Origin of the sequence: Methylocaldum sp. 14B, from assembly GCF_002005105.1 — a bacterium.
Classification (GTDB): domain Bacteria; phylum Pseudomonadota; class Gammaproteobacteria; order Methylococcales; family Methylococcaceae; genus Methylocaldum.
The window spans coordinates 1-18,272 of the sequence record NZ_MSCV01000046.1; the positions used below are offsets into that span (position 1 = coordinate 1).

19 protein-coding genes are annotated in these 18,272 nt (G+C 55.9%); 16 read left to right on the forward strand and 3 right to left on the reverse strand.

The annotated features are described in order from the left end of the window. Positions 1-740 precede the first annotated feature (740 nt). Entirely contained in the window at positions 741-1,472 is a 732-nt protein-coding gene (locus tag B2A78_RS23760; protein WP_077732536.1) for a class I SAM-dependent methyltransferase, read from the forward strand. Between the two features lie 279 nt (positions 1,473-1,751). Here the strand turns inward: B2A78_RS23760 and B2A78_RS26955 are convergent, their stop codons facing one another. Genes B2A78_RS26955 through B2A78_RS23775 form a run of 3 tightly spaced genes read right to left on the reverse strand, consistent with a single transcriptional unit; the run spans position 1,752 to position 3,071 of the window. Further along, positions 1,752-2,048, reverse strand: a complete 297-nt coding sequence (locus tag B2A78_RS26955) for a transposase (protein ID WP_276205424.1) — start codon at positions 2,046-2,048, stop codon at positions 1,752-1,754. Between the two features lie 4 nt (positions 2,049-2,052). Then, a complete protein-coding gene (locus B2A78_RS23770; RefSeq protein ID WP_077732537.1) occupies positions 2,053-2,433 on the reverse strand; it encodes a PilZ domain-containing protein in 381 nt (126 codons plus the stop codon). Positions 2,434-2,450: 17 nt separating this feature from the next. After that, entirely contained in the window at positions 2,451-3,071 is a 621-nt protein-coding gene (locus B2A78_RS23775) for an FHA domain-containing protein (RefSeq protein WP_077732538.1), read from the reverse strand. 313 nt (positions 3,072-3,384) lie between these two features. Here B2A78_RS23775 and B2A78_RS23780 point away from each other — a divergent pair, with 313 nt between their 5' ends. The 15 genes from B2A78_RS23780 to waaA all read left to right on the forward strand — a co-directional run bounded on the left by B2A78_RS23780 (position 3,385) and on the right by waaA (position 18,271). Next, complete coding sequence (locus tag B2A78_RS23780) at positions 3,385-4,791, forward strand: sigma-54 dependent transcriptional regulator (RefSeq protein WP_077732539.1); 1,407 nt, start codon at positions 3,385-3,387, stop codon at positions 4,789-4,791. 110 nt (positions 4,792-4,901) lie between these two features. Further along, the gene (locus B2A78_RS23785) at positions 4,902-6,119 is read left to right on the forward strand and encodes an ATP-binding protein (RefSeq protein WP_240502653.1); all 1,218 of its coding nucleotides are present in this window, start codon (positions 4,902-4,904) and stop codon (positions 6,117-6,119) included. Next, positions 6,103-7,446, forward strand: coding sequence for a sigma-54 dependent transcriptional regulator (locus B2A78_RS23790; RefSeq protein ID WP_276205423.1), 1,344 nt, complete (start codon positions 6,103-6,105; stop codon positions 7,444-7,446). Before B2A78_RS23785 ends, B2A78_RS23790 begins: the two co-directional genes overlap by 17 nt. A gap of 53 nt (positions 7,447-7,499) precedes the next feature. After that, positions 7,500-7,811, forward strand: coding sequence for a flagellar hook-basal body complex protein FliE (gene fliE, locus B2A78_RS23795; RefSeq protein ID WP_077732541.1), 312 nt, complete (start codon positions 7,500-7,502; stop codon positions 7,809-7,811). A gap of 20 nt (positions 7,812-7,831) precedes the next feature. Then, positions 7,832-9,538: a flagellar basal-body MS-ring/collar protein FliF gene (fliF, locus tag B2A78_RS23800; protein WP_077732542.1), complete on the forward strand. Its 1,707-nt coding sequence runs from the start codon at positions 7,832-7,834 to the stop codon at positions 9,536-9,538. Continuing rightward, positions 9,531-10,538 (forward strand): flagellar motor switch protein FliG, encoded by a 1,008-nt coding sequence (gene fliG / locus B2A78_RS23805; protein ID WP_077732543.1) that lies wholly within the window; start codon positions 9,531-9,533, stop codon positions 10,536-10,538. The genes fliF and fliG overlap by 8 nt, the downstream gene beginning before the upstream one ends. Further along, entirely contained in the window at positions 10,525-11,232 is a 708-nt protein-coding gene (gene fliH / locus B2A78_RS23810; RefSeq protein WP_077732544.1) for a flagellar assembly protein FliH, read from the forward strand. Before fliG ends, fliH begins: the two co-directional genes overlap by 14 nt. Beyond that, entirely contained in the window at positions 11,229-12,590 is a 1,362-nt protein-coding gene (gene fliI / locus B2A78_RS23815; RefSeq protein WP_077732545.1) for a flagellar protein export ATPase FliI, read from the forward strand. The genes fliH and fliI overlap by 4 nt, the downstream gene beginning before the upstream one ends. A gap of 44 nt (positions 12,591-12,634) precedes the next feature. Continuing rightward, a complete protein-coding gene (gene fliJ, locus B2A78_RS23820) occupies positions 12,635-13,090 on the forward strand; it encodes a flagellar export protein FliJ (RefSeq protein ID WP_077732546.1) in 456 nt (151 codons plus the stop codon). Positions 13,091-13,154: 64 nt separating this feature from the next. Then, complete coding sequence (locus B2A78_RS23825) at positions 13,155-14,528, forward strand: flagellar hook-length control protein FliK (RefSeq protein WP_077732547.1); 1,374 nt, start codon at positions 13,155-13,157, stop codon at positions 14,526-14,528. 274 nt (positions 14,529-14,802) lie between these two features. Further along, entirely contained in the window at positions 14,803-15,213 is a 411-nt protein-coding gene (rpsF, locus tag B2A78_RS23830) for a 30S ribosomal protein S6 (RefSeq protein ID WP_077732548.1), read from the forward strand. Positions 15,214-15,270: 57 nt separating this feature from the next. Further along, positions 15,271-15,498, forward strand: coding sequence for a 30S ribosomal protein S18 (rpsR, locus tag B2A78_RS23835; protein WP_077732549.1), 228 nt, complete (start codon positions 15,271-15,273; stop codon positions 15,496-15,498). A 199-nt stretch (positions 15,499-15,697) separates the two neighbouring features. Continuing rightward, on the forward strand, positions 15,698-16,441 hold the full coding sequence (locus B2A78_RS23840; RefSeq protein ID WP_077732550.1) for a hypothetical protein: 744 nt from the start codon (positions 15,698-15,700) through the stop codon (positions 16,439-16,441). Between the two features lie 54 nt (positions 16,442-16,495). Continuing rightward, positions 16,496-16,942 (forward strand): 50S ribosomal protein L9, encoded by a 447-nt coding sequence (gene rplI / locus B2A78_RS23845; RefSeq protein WP_077732551.1) that lies wholly within the window; start codon positions 16,496-16,498, stop codon positions 16,940-16,942. Positions 16,943-17,002: 60 nt separating this feature from the next. Further along, positions 17,003-18,271, forward strand: a complete 1,269-nt coding sequence (gene waaA, locus B2A78_RS23850) for a lipid IV(A) 3-deoxy-D-manno-octulosonic acid transferase (RefSeq protein WP_077732552.1) — start codon at positions 17,003-17,005, stop codon at positions 18,269-18,271. Position 18,272: the final 1 nt, after the last annotated feature.

Here is an 18,272-nt window from a genome sequence, read left to right on the forward strand (position 1 = left end):
ATAACGAACGCTCCTAGAGCCGAGGAGTTCCTTTGCTTTCTCAGGAGAACCGGCTTAAAGCAGATCATGGGTGGAATTCATTAGTTCCCGAAATCTGCGATTCAGCACGTAGCCTGGATGGAGTGAAACGGAATCCAGGAGGAGTGGTCGATGAACGAGACGGCATAAGCCCTGGATGCTACTTCGTTTCATCCAGGCTATGCTTGCTCTCAGCGTTTCCTCGACCGGCGGTTCGCCGCTGTTCTGGTGCTCCGGCAGGATTGGCAATTTCCGAAAAGACCGGACCGTCTCCTGCCGGCTCGCCATAGCGCTAGCCGATTTGGGAAACGATGCGCCCAGGGAGGTAGGCTGTCAATGTCGGACATTGCGAGTGTAAGAGTAAACCAGCCCATATCCGAGGCCGGTATCGACTCACTCGATCAAGCACTACCGAAGCCGGACGGTCGGACTTTTGCAATTCGCTTCAGATTTCTTTATGCGGCGCGGCTTGGCAAAACGCAAGGAGTCGAAATCAAAATCAAGCATAAAAAAACCTGACCTGACCACACTCCTGTAGCCCAGCTCGAAACGGACGATTTTAAAGCCGTCAGTCCGAGAAAAACCGATATCCGGATTATTCAGATTTCCCGATTAAACACTGAATTTGACGCGGCGAAAGACCTCATATATTGTCCGGGTTCAGATTCAATGTCGGTTTTTGGAGGCGATTTCACATCGGGCAACTACTTAGGAGTGACAAAATGGACCTGATTCAGAGTCGAGAAAAAGAGTGCGAAGTAATCGTAGACTACATCAAGGCACAATCGACTTCCGCGAAGCCGCTGGAGATACTGGAAGCGGGTTGTGGCCGGAGATGGCAATTGAATCTTAACGGGGTCGAATATGTATTAACCGGCGTTGACCTCGACGCAGCCGCGCTAAAGATGAGAAAGGACGATATCGGCGATCTCGATATAGCGGTTGAAGGAGACCTACGCTCGGTACAACTTCCCGAGCATCACTATGATGTGATCTACAGCTCGTATGTCCTCGAGCACATTAAGGGCGCAGAGCAGGTACTAAACAACCTCAGCCGATGGGTCAAGCCCGGCGGAATCATCGTTATTCGCATACCAGACCCCCATTCCGTTCATGGGTTTATAACCCGCATGACACCGCATTGGTTTCATGTGCTTTATTACCGCATTTTCCTGGGTTTCCGGAACGCTGGCAAACCGGGCTATGAACCCTATCCGGTTCATTACGATCCGGTGGTTTCACGGCGCGGCATATGGGACTTTTGTAAGAAAAATGACTTTACCGTCCTAGCGGAATACGGCGACGGCTACATGAGACCCGGCAAAGGTGTCTTTCGGCTGCTGATCCACTCCGTAAAGGTAGTAGGCAGCATTTTGTCCTTTGGCGCCCTTAGCTCCAGGTACAGCAATCTTCTGTACATTGTGCAGAAACAGCAGGCGGCGCAGCCGATCTGAGTAGGCCGGACTTTCGTTAGTGGCCGCAGATTTGTGGATGTTTACTTAGACGGCCGAAACCCGACGTCAGATAAAAAACTGACCGTACGGCGTGCCCCGGCTTGAAAAGAAGATTTTCATAGTCGCTGACTCACGAAAAATCCATATCCGGCTTATTCTGGTTTTGTCAATCAGCCGCCAAAATGACGCCAAGGAAGGCGTTGATATGGTCCGGTTCCCAATTCGATTTTAGTTTTCCGGGGCCGACTTTTCGTCCGACGTCTAGTACTACAGCCGCAGTTATGGTGGATGACCGCGACAGCGGCGTCGGTAATGGCACTGCCGGCGCTCCACTGATGCCGGTGCCACCAGCTTGACTAGGCCAAGACGTGTCTGGCTGTTCTCGATGCGACCGGCCGTGTCGCTGTATTGCCGCTTCACGCCAACCGAGTGGATGCCATTCTTCAGAGAGCCCGTCTCGTCCACCATCAGCACCGCCTCCGGGTCGGCCAACGGTTTCACCAGGTAAGCCCTCATGGTGGCCTCCTCAGTCGAGTACCATGCCTCGTTAGACCAACAACTGCGGCTGTAGTACAGAGGGTTAATGGTCCGAGCTCGACGCCAGCGCCTGTAAATCTCGCTCGAGCAGTTCCTCGTCGCCCAGATTGAGTTCGACCAACCTCTTCAGCGCGGAAATGCTGTCCAGGTCCGTACGTTGGCACACGAGGCCGATCTTCGTTCCGCTGCGGTGGGCTAAGGAAACGCCCATCAAGATGCGAACCGTCCCGCTCAGATCGATGCGGAGTTCATAGATATAGTCTGGATCAAGGGGTCGGTCCGCATCGAGCTCGATCAGACAGCCCTTGAGCGAAAGGTCCAGGATTTTGCAGGGAAAGCTGTCATCTTTATGAAATAGCGTGGCGGGCGCGTCATGAGCTATACGATGAAAATGGCGTTTTTCCGAACGCCTGATGCTGGACATTAAGCAGCTCCGTGCGGTTACTCTTGAAAGAATTGCATTAGGGATTCATTGACCTTGATGAGATCGCCGTCGTTCAAGAGCACGGCCTGATCCTTTACGGGCTTGTCGTTGATGGTCAGCGAGGTGCCGTCCGCCAAAGGCGAAATAAAATACCCGCTCTTGCGCTTGGCGATGATGACCACGCCGGAGCCTTCTTTTCCGAGACGAACCAAAGATTTCTTCAATGGTATCACCAGCCCGATCTGCCGTCCGTTCAACACCTGCAAGCTGCCATTGAAAAATTTGGCATCGGCGTCTGTCCAGACTTCCGGTTCCGACTCGGCGTCCGCTTGCCTCTCCGATCTGAAGATCTCTTCCTTGGTGAAGAAAATCACATGTTTGCCGACGGTAATTCGGTCGCCGTGACCGAGCGCATGTTCGGCGATCTTTTTGTCATTGACGAAAACAGGAAACTCGCTATCGACTTCGCGAATGATATTTTGTTCGGGCGTGGACTCGATAATCGCGTGTTGGGGCGCAACGGCCAGACTATCGATATGCAAGAGATTGGACGGATCGCGACCTATGCTGATCTCGCCCGGCCTAAGCGTGATGGCCTGGAGTGACTTGCCTCTGAATGTGAGCGTTAATTTGGCCATTAAAAAGCTCGCCTTGATACATAAAGTCGATTGTTGTCAAAAGTATACATGCTATTCCCTTGTCTCGTTCGCGTCACGTTAATATTTGTGTCGCTAATCGGCGACTCGGCTTTTTTCAAATAAATAAAAAATAGCTTATATCGCTATTTCCCGCTCGCTGAATTGATGCATTTCGATGTTCGCCTAAAAAACGTTCTGTTGACGACGATATTTTGACGGCTAAACTTTCAAGCCGTTTGTTGTTGCATATTTACCATACCATCCGAACCGGTCGACTCACGTTTCAGGGTCGGGCCATTGGAGAGCAAACTAGATGGGCTTGCGCCGAATTTTATTACTCCAAAGCGATAGCGCCTTGTTGACCGAACTGAGGATTATTCTTAGGTTCCTTGATTGTGAGGTCATCGCATGCGATTTGGATACCCTCAGAGACGAAACTGAACCGGAATTCGACGCAATCTTCGTCGGCGTGGACGACGACATCGAAAAGGTGGTTTTGCGGATCGTGGAGCTTTACAGGCAAGCGCCGCTTGTCCTAGTAATGGATAAGTCGCCGACAAGACCTTTGCCGGCCGGGTTGGAAAACAGAGCTTCCGCCGTATTGGCCTGGCCGACCAATCACGCTGCTTTGAGCGCCTGCCTCGAAAAGATCAGCCGGGGAGCGCCGGAAGTGGTCAACGTCCGCCCTTCGGAGTTGTTCCGCAGTTTGACCGGCGCCAGCGCAGCCGTCCAACGCACGCGCAAACTCATTCAGCAAGTCGCTCCGTCCGACGCAACGGTTCTGATCTTAGGCGAGTCGGGCACCGGCAAAGAGGTTATCGCTCGCAACTTACATTATTACTCCGCCCGCCGAAGCAAGCCGTTCGTACCCGTGAATTGCGGCGCCATACCGGGTGAGCTGCTGGAAAGCGAGCTTTTCGGTCACGAGAAGGGCGCTTTCACCGGGGCGCTCAGTTCCCGCCAAGGACGTTTCGAAATGGCCGAAGGCGGCACGCTGTTTTTGGATGAAATCGGGGACATGCCCCTGTCGATGCAGGTAAAGTTGCTGCGAGTCTTGCAGGAGCGCTGCTTCGAGAGGGTAGGCAGCAATAGGACCATTCAGTGCGACGTACGCATCATCGCGGCGACTCACCGCAATCTGGAAGAGGAAATCGGCCGGAACCGATTTAGGGAAGATCTTTATTACCGTCTCAATGTCTTTCCGATCGATGTACCGTCGCTGCGCGAGCGACTGGAAGACGTACCGACTCTGGTCGAGGATCTTACCGCCCGTCTCAAAGCCGAAAAGCGGGGAGACATGCGGCTTACGCCGGCCGCTCTTCGGGTTTTGCAGCGGTACCATTGGCCAGGAAACGTACGTGAACTGGCCAATTTGATCGAGCGTCTGGCGATATTATTTCCAAACGGCGTCGTCGATGCGGCAGATTTGCCGGAAAAATTCCAACAGTATGTCAAACCGGAAGACGCCACGCTCAGGCGCGAGCCGAACGCCGAAAGTGTATCCGCTACCGATGGACTCGTCCTTGCCCGCTTGCCGGGAGAAGGTTTGGACTTGCGCGAGCATTTGAACAATCTGGAATGCGAGTTGATCAAGCAGGCCCTGGACGAGTGTAACGGCGTCGTGGCCCACGCCGCCAATCTTCTCAAAATGCGCCGCACGACTTTGGTCGAGAAGTTGCGCAAATACGGCTTGCGGGGAGAAGAGACGACGGTAATTTGACGTCCCTCCAAAAGGAGGCCGTCCAAGCCATTGTTTTTATGGGGCAACAAAGTGGCACTTTGATTGCTTCTCGCCGGTCAGGTTCAACTTTTACCGGACTCGGCGCTCCCTTGGTCAACCAAATTTTCGACAATGCCCAGCGCTTGCAGGATGCCTTCCAGGTATTCAATGCGCTTTCCGAGAATCTGACCCAGTCCTACCTCGACCTCGAAGCCCAAGTCGCGCGTCTCAGCGAAGAGCTCGCGGCTGCCCGAAGCGAGCGACTGAAAACCTTGGCCGAAAAAGAGTTATTGGCCAACCGCCTACAATTACTCCTGAAGACTCTGCCGGGCGGCGTGGTCGTGATCGACGGTCGCGGTCTGATCGTAGAGTACAACCCGGTTGCCGGGCTGTTTCTCGGCGAACCGCTTTTGGGACGGATGTGGCGCGACGTCCTGAATGCCTTGCCGATCGTCGAAAACCCTCACCAAAGACTCTTGCCCGATGGAAAAACCATAAGCCTTACCCTCAGCCCGCTCGGCGATGAACCGGGGCAAATCGTGCTCCTTACGGACGTAACGGAAATGCGCTCTCTCCAGGAGTGGGCGGATCATCAAAGGCGACTCTCGGCACTGGGGGAAATGGTGGCGAGCCTTGCCCATCAGGTGCGCACGCCTTTGGCAACCGCGCTGCTCTACGCCTCTCATCTCGCAAAATCCGATCTTGACGTTTCCCACCGCTCGAAATTTGCAGCCAAGCTGACCGAGCGGCTCCACCACTTGGAGCGTCAGGTCAACGATATGCTGACCTTCGCCCGGATGGGAACCTTGGCCAAGGAGCGGTTTTCGATCAGCGAGCTCATGACCAAGCTCATGGAAAACTGTGAGCCGTTGATGCAGGGCAAACCGATACGTTTCACGGTTGCCAACCGGTCCGACGAAGACGATCTGCACGGCAACGGCGACGCGCTCCTGGGCATACTGATCAACTTGGTCAGCAACGCCGTGGACGCCGTGGGCGGCGAGGGCAGCGTAACGGTCGTGGCGGATCGGCGCGAGCCTCGATATCTGGACATCAGCGTGTCGGACAACGGTCCTGGGATAGCCGAAAACATCAGAGCACGGATTTTCGAGCCGTTTTTCACAACCCGAGCCAACGGCACCGGACTCGGGTTGGCGATCGCCGAATACGTGGTCAAAGCGCATCTCGGGCGAATCTGGTGCGAATCCTCGGAGGGTTTTGGTACGACCTTTCGTATTCGACTGCCTTTAAGTCCTGGCTGCACGCCTTTGCCGGGCAACTTTTCCGGCCGTGCCGCCTTTATGGGAGGAGATGATGCAGCAAACTGACATTTTGATCGTCGAAGACGACCCCTCCTTGTCGGAGGCCTTGACGGATACTTTGGAAATCGCCGGTTATCGGACCATGGCCGCAGGGGATGGCGCGGAGGCGCTCGCCAAATTGGCAGAGTCGCAGGTAAGACTGGTGATCAGCGACGTGCAGATGCCTAAATTGCACGGACTGAGCTTGCTCGAACGCATCAGAGCGGACTATCCGGATGTTCCGGTCCTCCTCATGACCGCCTACGGCACTATCGAAAATGCGGTTCAAGCGATGCAGGCAGGAGCCTGCGACTATCTGGTCAAGCCCTTTGCGGCGGAAACCTTGGTCGAGCAGGTATCGCGACGTATCCTGCCGAAGCCGGAGAAAACAGACGGACGAGTGGCGGAAAGCCCGGCGATGAAAAAGCTGCTAGGCTTGGCGGCACGGATCGCGAAATCCGACGCAACGGTGCTCATTCAGGGTGAGAGCGGAACCGGCAAGGAAGTTCTGGCTCGCTATATCCATCAGAGTTCCCTTCGGCACGAGGGCCCTTTCGTGGCCATAAACTGTGCCGCGATCCCCGAAAACATGCTCGAGGCGGAGCTTTTCGGCTACGAGAAAGGCGCTTACACCGGAGCGGTCCAAACAGTGCCTGGGAAACTCGAAATGGCTCAAGGCGGCACCGTGCTGCTCGATGAAATATCCGAGATGAACCTGCCCCTGCAGGCGAAGTTGCTCAGGGTTCTCCAGGAACGCGAAGTCGAGCGTCTCGGCGGACGCAAGCCGCTCGCACTGGATATCCGCATATTGGCGACCACCAACCGGAATCCGAAAGAATGGATCAGCCGCGGGCTTTTCAGGGAAGACCTTTATTACCGCTTAAGCGTCTTTCCGCTGACCATCCCGCCGTTACGGGAACGGAAGGAAGACATTGTTCCGCTGGCGGAAGCCTTTGTCCGGCGTCACTGGCGTAGCGGCAAACCGTTACCTGAACTGAGCAAGGAAGCGGCCGATCGGCTGTCGGCCTACCGATGGCCGGGTAACGTGCGGGAGTTGGACAACTCGATTCAAAGAGCCTTGATACTCCAATCCGGCGGTCGCATCGCGCCCGAAGATCTGGTGTTCGAGGATGATCTCTACGGCAGCGACGGAATTTCGCCGGAGCCCGATTCATCCGCCGCCGACTCGCTGATGGGCGGCCTGCGGACCCACGAGGAAAAAATCATTCTGGATACGCTGAAGGAGCAGAACGGCAGCCGTAAATCGACTGCGGAGCGGCTGGGAATCAGCGAACGGACGCTCCGCTACAAGCTTGCCAAGATGCGCGAAGCCGGCCATCTGGCGGCCGTATAACGTTGGCGCGGATCATGCATTTATGGGCGTAGTGACAAAAAACGGGCATTACCATGAGCGAGCTCGATATCAATAAGGTTCTCACACAAATGCGCATCATGCGGGATCAGGCCCGCAGCACCGCATTGCCTACCGATAACGCGGTCGATTTTGGCACTTTGCTCAAGGATTCGATCGACAAGGTCAACGAAACTCAGCAGCAAGCCAACAAATTGGCGGAAGCGTTCGAGTCCGGCGCGACCGATGCCAATCTGTCGGAAGTGATGATCTCGCTGCAGAAAGCCAGTCTGTCGTTCCAGGCCATGGTACAGGTCAGGAACAAGCTTGTGGAGGCTTACAAGGACGTCATGAACATGCCCATGTAGTCCGGAAACGATAGCGCCAGATGGAACTCAGTCAAAGCGAAAGCAAAAACCTGGTGCCGGGCGGGCAAGCCGCGGTCGTCCAAAGCGAGAAATCGTCGCCGGTCCTCAGGACCTGGATGCGGATGCCGCGCGGCCGACAAATCGGCTTGATCGCCGCTCTCGCGTTCACGGTGGCGACGGCGATCGCCGTGCTGCTGTGGGCTAACAAAACCGAATATGCAACCTTGTTTTCCAACTTGGAGGAAAAGGAGGGCGGAGAAATCGTCGAAGCGTTGCAAAAACTCAACATACAACACCAGATCCAGCCGACGACCGGCGCCATATTGGTTCCGGCCGATCAGGTCCATGCGGTGCGATTGAAACTGGCCGGGATGGGGTTGCCCAAGGAAAGCGGTACCGGCTTCGAACTGTTGGAAAAACAGTCGGGTTTTGGCGCTAGCCAAATGGTTGAGGGCGCGCGGTATCAACGCGCTTTGGAGGGAGAGATTGCCCGTTCGATCACCACCATTCGGAATGTCAAATCGGCCCGCGTTCATCTGGCCTTGCCGAAAGAATCGGTATTCGTGCGGCAAGCTAAAAAACCCAGTGCTTCCGTTATGGTCGAATTGCATTCGGGACGCGGCCTGGAGCCGGGACAAGTGGAGGCTATCGTCCATCTGGTGGCGTCCAGCGTGCCGCAGTTGGAACCCGGACAAGTTACGGTCGTCGATCAGCGGGGGCATCTGCTCAATGCCAAGGACAACGGCAATGACCTATATCCGAACGCCAAGCAATTCGACTACAAAAAGCAGGTCGAGGAGCATCTCATCGAGCGTATCGAAAACATCTTGAGCCCGGTGGTCGGCAGGGATGGGCTTCGCACCCAGGTCACCGCTGATATCGATTTCACCGTCACCGAGCGCACTCAGGAAGTCTACAACCCGGACCTGCCCGCCTTGCGCAGCGAACAGACCAACGAGGAACAAAACAAAGGCTCGGCAGTGCAGGGCGTGCCAGGAGCCCTGTCGAATCAGCCGCCGCCTGCCGGTATCGCGCCTGAAACAACTGGCGCAGCGCAACCCGGGCAAAACCCTTCGGAGCCTCCTCTCAGCACCGTCAAAAGCGCTACCCGAAATTACGAACTGGACAAGACCATCAGTCACTCCCGTCTAGGGGCGGGTGTCATCCGCCGCATCACCGCCGCGGTGGTAGTCGACTATCAGCACGTTCCACAAGGCGATAATGGGGTGACTCTCCAACCCTACAGCGAGGAAGATCTGACTCGTTTCGCCAATCTGGTGAAGGAGGCCGTAGGGTACGATGCCGCGCGCGGAGACCGGGTTACCGTAACCAACGCGGCCTTCCGCAGCGAGATCGAAACTTTGCCGGTTGCGCCGGTTTGGGAGCAGGATTGGTTTTGGTCGATCGTCAAGCAAGCGGGAGCAGCGCTAATCGTGCTCGTGCTGGTCTTCGGCGTCCTTCGTCCGGCGGTGAAAGGCCTAGTGGGACGAGGCGAATCGTCCGGCGCCGATGCGAATGACATAGCGGATTCGGCTACTAAAGATGGCGCGATCGTCGATGCCCGCGAGCCACGCGAAATCTCAAAGGAGAACGAGGACGAAGAGCTGTTGATGCTGGAAGCGCCCGAAAGTCATGAAAAGCGCGTGGTTTTCGCGCAGAGGGCAGTGGATCAGGATCCAAAGCGCGTCGCGCAGGTCATCAAGAACTGGATGAACGTGAATGGCTGAAGCAGAGTCGAGCAGATTGGACGGGCCGCAGAGGGCCGCGCTGTTCTTTCTGACGGTCGGGCAGGATAGGGCGGCGGAAGTGCTCAAGCACATGTCGCCGAAAGAGGTTCAGCAAATCGGTGCGGCCATGGCTGAGCTTCGCAACATCACCATGCCAATGGTGGAAGACGTCCTCGGGAAATTCGTGGACGATATCCGCAACCAGACCGCCCTGGGCGTGAATTCGGAAGAATATATCCGCAATCTCCTTACCCAGGCCTTGGGAGCCGACAAGGCCAGCAGCGTTTGTGACCGTATCCTGTTGGGCCGCAACAGCAAGGGCCTGGAACAACTCAAATGGATGGACCCACGCGCCATCGCCGATCTGATCCGGCTCGAACACCCGCAAATCATCGCGATCATCTTGTCTCTATTGGACAGCGACCAAGCCGCGGAAACCCTCGGCTATCTCCCTGAACGGGCGCGGCCGGACCTCATCATGCGCGTGGCTACGCTCACCGGCGTACAGCCGGCGGCCCTTCGCGAGCTTGACGACATCATGGAAAGACAGCTGAGCGGGAATGCGAATGTCAAATCGTCGACACTCGGCGGCATCGAAACCGCGGCCAATATTCTCAATTTTATCGAGAGCACCGTCGAAGCCTCGATCATGGAGCAGATCAGCGAAGTCAATCCGGACCTCAGCCAAAAGATCCAGGACAAGATGTTCGTATTCGACGATCTGGTCGATATCGATGATCGGGGCATCCAGACCTTGCTTCGCGAAGTGTCGACGGATTCGTTATTGCTCGCGCTGCGCGGCGCCGATGACGCGCTGAAAGAAAAGATTTTCAGCAACATGTCGCGCCGGGCGGCAGAGATGTTGCGCGACGATTTGGAGGCCGCGCCCCCGGCCCGCTTAAGCGAGGTGGAGGCCGCACAAAAGGATATTCTAGCCATTGCAAGGCGCATGGCGGAGGCCGGCGAACTCTCGTTAGGCGGTAGCGATGAGCTCATTTAAAGGCTTCTCCGCAGAGGAGCTCGCTTCACTCGAACCGTGGAAGCTGCCGGTCATGGGCGAACCCGAAGAGGAATGTCCCGTGGTCGTGGTCGAGGAGGAAACGGACTATCCGGCGATGCCCACGGCGGAAGAAATCGAAGCGATGCAGAAGCAAGCTTATGAGGAAGCCCGCGCCGCTGGATTCAAAGAGGGTTCGGAGCAAGGCTATCGGGACGGTCGCGAAGAAGGTTACCGCCAGGGATACGACGAAGGACGCGTAAACGCAGCGTCTTTGGCCCAGCGCTTACAGGAATTGATCGACTGCTTGAGCGAACCGCTGGCCGAAGTGGGCGATCGCGTCGAGCAGGAACTGGTCGCGTTGGCGATTGCTGTCGCGAAGCAGCTCATTCGGCGAGAGCTGAAAACCGAGCCCGGCGAAATCATTGCCGTGGTGCGCGAAGCCATGGCAATCCTTCCTTCCAGTGCGCGGAAAATAGCGCTTCACTTGCATCCGGACGATGCGGAGCTGATTCGGTCTACACTCGCGCTGGACGAATTGGGGCCACGCTGGAAGGTCGTCGAAGATCCGCTCTTGACCCGCGGCGGCTGCCGGGTAACGACCGACACGTCTTACATCGACGCCACAGTCGAAAAACGCCTCGCATCGACAATCGCACGTTTATTCGGCGGCGAACGGGACGAGGATCGGTCATGACCAATCTCGCTCCGGCACCTAGACTCAAGGAATTGTGGGCCGCGAAACTGGCCAGTTACCGCGCGCGTCTCAACGAGCCGCCGGAATTGCTGGTGGAAGGCAAGCTGAGCCGTATGGTCGGCCTCACCCTTGAGGCAGTCGGCTGCCGAGCGGCCGTCGGAGCTCGTTGCCTGGTCAAGACAGCGCATGGAAACGGCGTGGAAGCGGAAGTTGTCGGTTTCGCAGGAGAGCGGATTTATTTGATGCCGACCGGCGATATCCAGGGTTTGGAGCCGGACTGCCGGGTCATACCGCTGACCAAAACCTCTTCCGTGCGAGTGGGCTTCGGTTTGCTCGGACGGGTGTTGGACGGGGCCGGCAAGCCATTGGACGGCAAGGGGCCTGTGCAGAGCGATTGCTCGATGCCGCTGACCGGGAGCGCGATCAATCCGCTGGCGCGGAAGCCGATCCGCGAGCCCTTGGATGTCGGGGTCCGCGCAATCAACGCCTTGCTCACTGTCGGCCGTGGACAGCGGCTCGGATTGTTTGCGGGAACGGGCGTTGGCAAGAGCAATCTGCTCGGCATGATGACCAAATACACGAATGCCGATGTAGTGGTGGTGGGCCTGATCGGCGAGCGGGGCAGAGAGGTTAACGAGTTCGTGCAGAAAATTCTGGGCGAAGAAGGACGCGCCAAGGCCGTCGTAATCGCAACCCCGGCGGATTACCCGCCTTTGATGCGCATGCACGGCGCTTTGTTGGCCACGAGCATAGCCGAGTTTTTTCGCAATCGAGGTCTCGATGTCCTGCTCTTGATGGATTCGCTGACCCGCTTTGCGCAGGCGCAACGCGAGATCGCTCTGGCGATCGACGAGCCGCCCGCCACCAAGGGCTATCCTCCCTCGGTATTCGCAAAACTGCCGCAACTCGTGGAGCGGGCGGGAAACGGGAACGAAGGGGAAGGGTCGATCACTGCCTTCTATACCGTGCTCGCCGAAGGCGACGATGCCAACGACCCCATCGCCGACGCGGCGCGCGGAATACTGGACGGCCATATCGTGCTGTCGCGTGCCTTGGCTGACTCCGGGCATTATCCTGCCATCGATATCGAAGCCTCGATCAGCCGCGTGATGACGGACATTGCCGATGATCGGCATATGCAACTTGCCAGGCGTCTAAAACGCCTATACTCCCTCTATCAACAAAATCGCGATCTGATCACCGTGGGGGCCTATCACAAGGGATCCGATCCGCGTATCGATGAAGCCATCGCCATGAATCCAGGCATCATGAGTTTTCTGCAACAGGATCTGCACGAGGCGGTCGGCTTCGAAAGAAGCCTCGACGATTTGGAAAAATTATTGGGCGCATCCGCGTAACGACATCCGGCATGCCTCACAACTTCAGAGAACGGGACTAAGGTATGAAACGATCGAAGCGCTTGAGCCCGGTTTTGGAGCTCGCCGAATCACGGGAGAAACAAATGGCTCAAATTTTGGGGGAAAGCCAAAAAAAGGTGGAATCCGCGCGGCGAAATCTCGATAGTCTCATGACGTTCCGCGACAATTATTCAGCCCAGTTTCGACGATCCGGAAACGCGGGCCTCGGAACTCGTCAGTTGATCGAGTACCGGATGTTTCTGGCCAAGATCAATACCGCAATCGCCGACCAAGAAAAGGCCGTTCATGCGGCGCAAGCAGAGCTTCAGAATCGCCAAGCCGAATGGGAAGCGGCGCGCAAGCGAAGTCTGGGCATCAAGAAAGTTTTCGAGCATTCGCTTAGGGAAGAGACGCGCATGGAGGAAAAGAAACAGCAAGCGGAGCAGGATGAGAGAGCGGGCCGCCGCTCAAGCGGCGGCACCTTGACCGTATTCATATGATTTCGATTCAGCATTCTGGCATTCGATTTGCTGACCATGGTCATGCGAACTCGGAATTTATGACATGAACATCAATACTTCTATTACTTCAGTGTCGGCCGCGCCGACTTCCATTCTTGAATTGGTCCAGCTTGTCGGCAATACCTCGCCGGAAAGCAAAGCGGATCCGGCCGCCTTTCTCGCGGCGCTGGTCAGGCAATTTGAAGCGATGAAGGGGAACACGGGATCCAATGGGACCGGAGAAAGTCCTGAAATCGCCGCCGCGGAAACGAACGAAACAGGCGCGGATCCGCTGCAGGAGCTTCTCCAGTATGTATCCAATCTCGAAGCATTTTCCGATCGGCAGTTCCAAGACTATTCGGGTGCTGAAGTGCCCGGCGGCAACGGCTTGCCGGCGGAAGGCAGTTCGTTGCCTAAGTCCGTGCCGCTCGATGAGGATCTGGAGTCTGAAAACGAAAACCGTGCGGCCGATTCGCTGTTGGCGGCACTCGCCGCCCATGGGATTCCGTTGACGTCCTCTCAACAGGCGGAATCTTTAGGTTCTGAGAGTGCAGAAGCATTCACCTCGCAGGACGAACTCATTCAAACAAGCCAAGAGCTCCGCACCAGCGAGTTAGCCGATCATGGTGAATCCCGTTCGCACGACAACCTTGGCGTAGGGCTGCGCGGCGAGCAATTCTTCTATCAATCCCAAGGCGAAGAAAAGGGGTTGACGCCTGCAGAAAAGGGCTTATCCGGAATGGCGTCATCTGGAGTCGAAGAGCCGGATGCGCTCCTGGCGCAATTGCTTGCCGCTGAATCGGACGGTCAGGATTCGACCAAGCGTGGAGCCGGTGAAAGTCTCTTTTCGCAGTTCGACAAGTACATGTCACCGCCGACCGCCGTTCCCGCCGAGGGAGTCCAAAACTCGATCGAGACCGGTTTTCCGTTACAAGCGGTTCCTTCGGCATCTCAGCTCACCACGGTTGTTGCCAACGATTCGATACCGGCATTGGATAAGCCTTTGAATCAAGCTGGATGGCAGGAAGGACTGGGAGAACGCATCCTATGGATGACCGATAAAGGCCTGCAGACGGCCGAAATCAGGCTCAATCCTGCACACTTAGGACCTCTGGAAATCCGTATCCAGATCGATCAAGACCAAGCGACGGTCCATTTCGCGACCCATCACGCTTCAGTTCGGGAGGCCATCGAGGCCGCTGTACCCAAGCTACGCGAAATGCTCGGCGCTCAGGAGATTGCGCTGGCCGACATCAATGTAACGGCTCCGTCGGGATTGTCCGATGAAAGAGGGCAGCCCTTCGATTTCAATCAACAGTCAAGTTTTGGCGATCGGAGCCAGCCTTTTTCGGAGCATGTTTCGACTCAAGAGGAAAATGGCCCCACAGACTCAGATCGAGGCACGGCGGTTAACGGCTTACTCAACTTATACGCATGAATCTTATTGTGCCTTTGCCGTTACGCAACAAAGAAGGCCGAGTGTCGGTTGTGGGGACGTCGGCTCGGCTCAGAAAAATGTCGAGAATCCGATCCGCGATGCCGATCGATTCAAAGTATATTCACGGCTATCGTTCTCTCTCACAGCAATTCATTGACTTGTAAGCTCACGGCGATCGCATTACAATCGCTGATTCTGGTTGGCAGCTCAAAAGGCCGCCACTCCTTGCCTTACCGTCGTGTGCGGAAGGCTGTTTAACCCATAAGGAGCATACATGCGACATTATGAGATCGTTTTTATGGTTCATCCGGACCAAAGCGCGCAAGTCCCCGCCATGCTGGATCGTTATCGCACCATGATCGAGTCCAGTGATGGAAAAATCCATCGCCTGGAAGACTGGGGGCGTCGCCAATTGGCCTATCCCATCAATAAGGTTCATAAAGCACACTATGTGTTGATGAACATCGAATGCGACCAGCAGACCCTTGATGAACTGGAGAGCGGGTTCCGCTTTAATGATGCCGTTTTGCGCAGCTTGACGGTTCGTCGTGACGAGCCGGTAACCGAACCCTCGCCGATGGCAAAAGCCGGCCAGTCCGAACCCGAAGCGGAACGAGGCGAAGAAGTCGCCGCGAACGCCGACGAAGAGGGTGGCGACGAAGCCGAGGCTTCATCGGATACCTGAGGCTGCAAGCCAGTTTCAGGTCGCGTACGACAACCTTAATCAAGAAATAGGTCTTCTATGGTTCGCCAATTCAAGCGTAAGAAATATTGCAGATTTACCGCCGAGGGCGTTAAAGAGATCGATTACAAAGATCTCGACGTACTGAGGGAATATATCTCGGAGACAGGCAAAATCGTCCCGAGTCGGATTACGGGAACAAAGGGAAAATACCAAAGGCAACTCGCCACTGCTATCAAGCGGGCTCGTTTTTTGGCGCTGTTGCCGTATACCGACGCCCACAAATAAGTGAGTTTAGTTCCGGCGGAAGCGCGGCCTGATTATGCGCACGTTGGCCGCTTTTATCATGAGAGGAAGGGTGCAAGCCGTATTTGCGCCCTGCACCCTGGCTCTCGTATCTTGGGTCGTTCCGTTTCTTAGCCTATTAGCTGCGGCAGCCGTAGGCCTCCCCACACTGCGAAAAGGCGTATACGAGGGTGGCCTTATAATGGCGGCATCCATCGTGGTTTTGGGTGCTCTAGGCGGGGCTCTTATCGGCAGCATGGCCGATGCGGTTGGTTACGGGCTTCTCCTTTGGGTTCCGATGTGGCTAACAGCAGCGATTCTCCGAGAATCGGGCAAGCTATCGACCGCTTTGGGATTTGTGTCGATCATGGGCATTCTCATGGTGACCGCGGTCTATTGGCTTCATCCGGATCCTTCGTCCATTTGGATGGAAGGTTTGGAACGGTTTTTCAAACCGTTGATGGATGGCGCTTCTCCGGACTTGGATGCGGATCAGCTCTGGAACGACTTCTCGGCGGTGGCCGCACGTTACATGACCGGGATCGTGTCCGCTAGCCTGGTGATTAGCCTGATGCTGGGTTTATTGATCGCCCGATGGTGGCAATCAGCGCTTTTTAATCCGGGCGGATTCCGTTCAGAATTCATAGAACTCCGTATGCACGCGGCATTTCCCTATTCCGGGATAGGGGCGCTGATAGTCGCTGTTACGGCGAATGGAGGAATGGCGGAGCTCGCTTTGAATTTGAGCCTTCCGCTTTTCGCGCTATTTCTGTTGGTTGGCTTTTCGGTGCTTCACGCATTGGTATCCCGCAGCAAATCGTGGAAAGCTTGGCTAGTCGGAACTTATGTAGCGCTGTTATTCATTCCTTATATTATCGTGCCAATCGCATTAGTCGGGTTGAGCGACCTTTGGTTTGATTGGCGAGAAAGGCTATCGCCAAGCTGAGCTGAACTATTGCTGTCATTATTAGAACGCTAAAAACTATCGAGGCATTCGACGATGGAAATTATTCTTTTAGAAAAGATTGCGGGTCTAGGGAATCTCGGCGACAAAGTTGCCGTCAGACCCGGTTATGGCCGGAATTATTTGATTCCACAGGGCAAGGCGGTCGCGGCTACTGCCGAAAAATTGGCTGAGTTCGAGAAAAGACGTGCCGAGCTCGAGAAGAAAGCCGCTGCGGACTTGGCTGCGGCTCAAGCTCGAGCCGAGGCTATTGGTAAACTAGCCGTAAAGATCGCTCAGAAAGCGGGCGAAGAAGGACGGCTATATGGCTCCGTCGGCACAAAAGATATCGCCGAAGCAGTGACGGCCGCCGGCGTGAGCATTCAGAAACACGAAGTACGCTTACCGTCGGGCCCTATCCGCCAAGCGGGCGATTACGAGATCACCGTGCAGCTGCACGGCGATGTCGTAGCCAGTGTGGCGCTCTCGATTGTCCCTGAATAAAGCCGAAGCGCGTCCACATGGCCTGTAAAGCCATGTGGACCCTCGCCCCCTGCTAGCCTAGTGAGGCTAATCTACTCAGCGCTGTTCTATTTCCTTGCGCCAGCCATCCTTGCGCGCCTCTTCTGGCGGGCCCGTAAGGAGTCAACTTACTCCCAGCGCTGGCTCGAAAGGCTGGCCGTCTATGATTCCGAGCCGGAATCCGGCGTGATTTGGTTCCACGCCGTTTCCGTCGGCGAGGCCGAAGCCGCGTTTCCTCTGATTCGTGCGGTTAAAGATCGTTTTCCGGCAAGTACCATACTCGTTACGGCGACAACACCGACGGGTTCCGCGCGAATAAAAGATGTTTTAGGCGAAACAGCAAAGCATGTTTATTTGCCTTATGACTTACCCGATTGCGTAAATCGGTTTATCCGGCATTACAGTCCGATACTCGCGGTCGTGTTGGAGACGGAAATCTGGCCGAATCTATATCGCGTCTGCGGACTGCGAGACATACCCCTCGCCATTGTTAACGGTCGCCTATCCGAAAAGTCGGCGCGCGGTTACCTCAAGCTTCGTTCCCTAACGCGCGAAAGTTTATCTCACGTCCGGTTGATCGCCGCTCAGACACCGGAGGACGCCAGACGATACGTGGCGATCGGTGCTGATCCGAATTCCGTTGCCGTAACCGGCAACATCAAATTCGACACGGAACTCCCGACCGAAGCGCAAGATCGAGCCAAAGCTCTGCGAGACACGCTTTTCGGTAAACGCCCGATTTTTATCGCGGGTAGTACACACCCCGGCGAAGAAAGCCAAATTCTAAGCGCTTTCGACAGGCTTCGTAGCCAATTCCCTGAACTGTTACTGGTGCTCGCGCCACGACATCCCCACCGCATCGCCGATGTCGTTGCGGAGTGTGAAAAGATGGGCCTGGGGATCCGGCTCAGGAGTGAGAGTGAGCCTTGTGACGAATCCATCGACGTCTTCTTGCTCGACACACTGGGGGAATTGCGCGTTTTTTACGCCGCTTCCGATGTTGCCTTCGTCGGTGGCAGCTTGGCGCCCATCGGTGGCCACAATGTGCTCGAACCGGCCATTGCAGGGGTGCCGGTCTTGTTCGGCCCACACATGTTTAATTTCGCCGATATCGCTTGCAAGCTCAAAGAGAGCGGCGGAGGAATCGAAGTGAAGAACGTTGAAGAGTTAGCCCTTTGGACAGGGCGCCTGCTAACTGACGAATGTCTTCGTAGCGAGGTCGGCGAAAATGGGAAACGCTTCGTTTCGTCGAATCAGGGAGCTGTGGATCGAATAGTCGAACAACTCGGTTTGTTGATCAGCAATCCTTAGT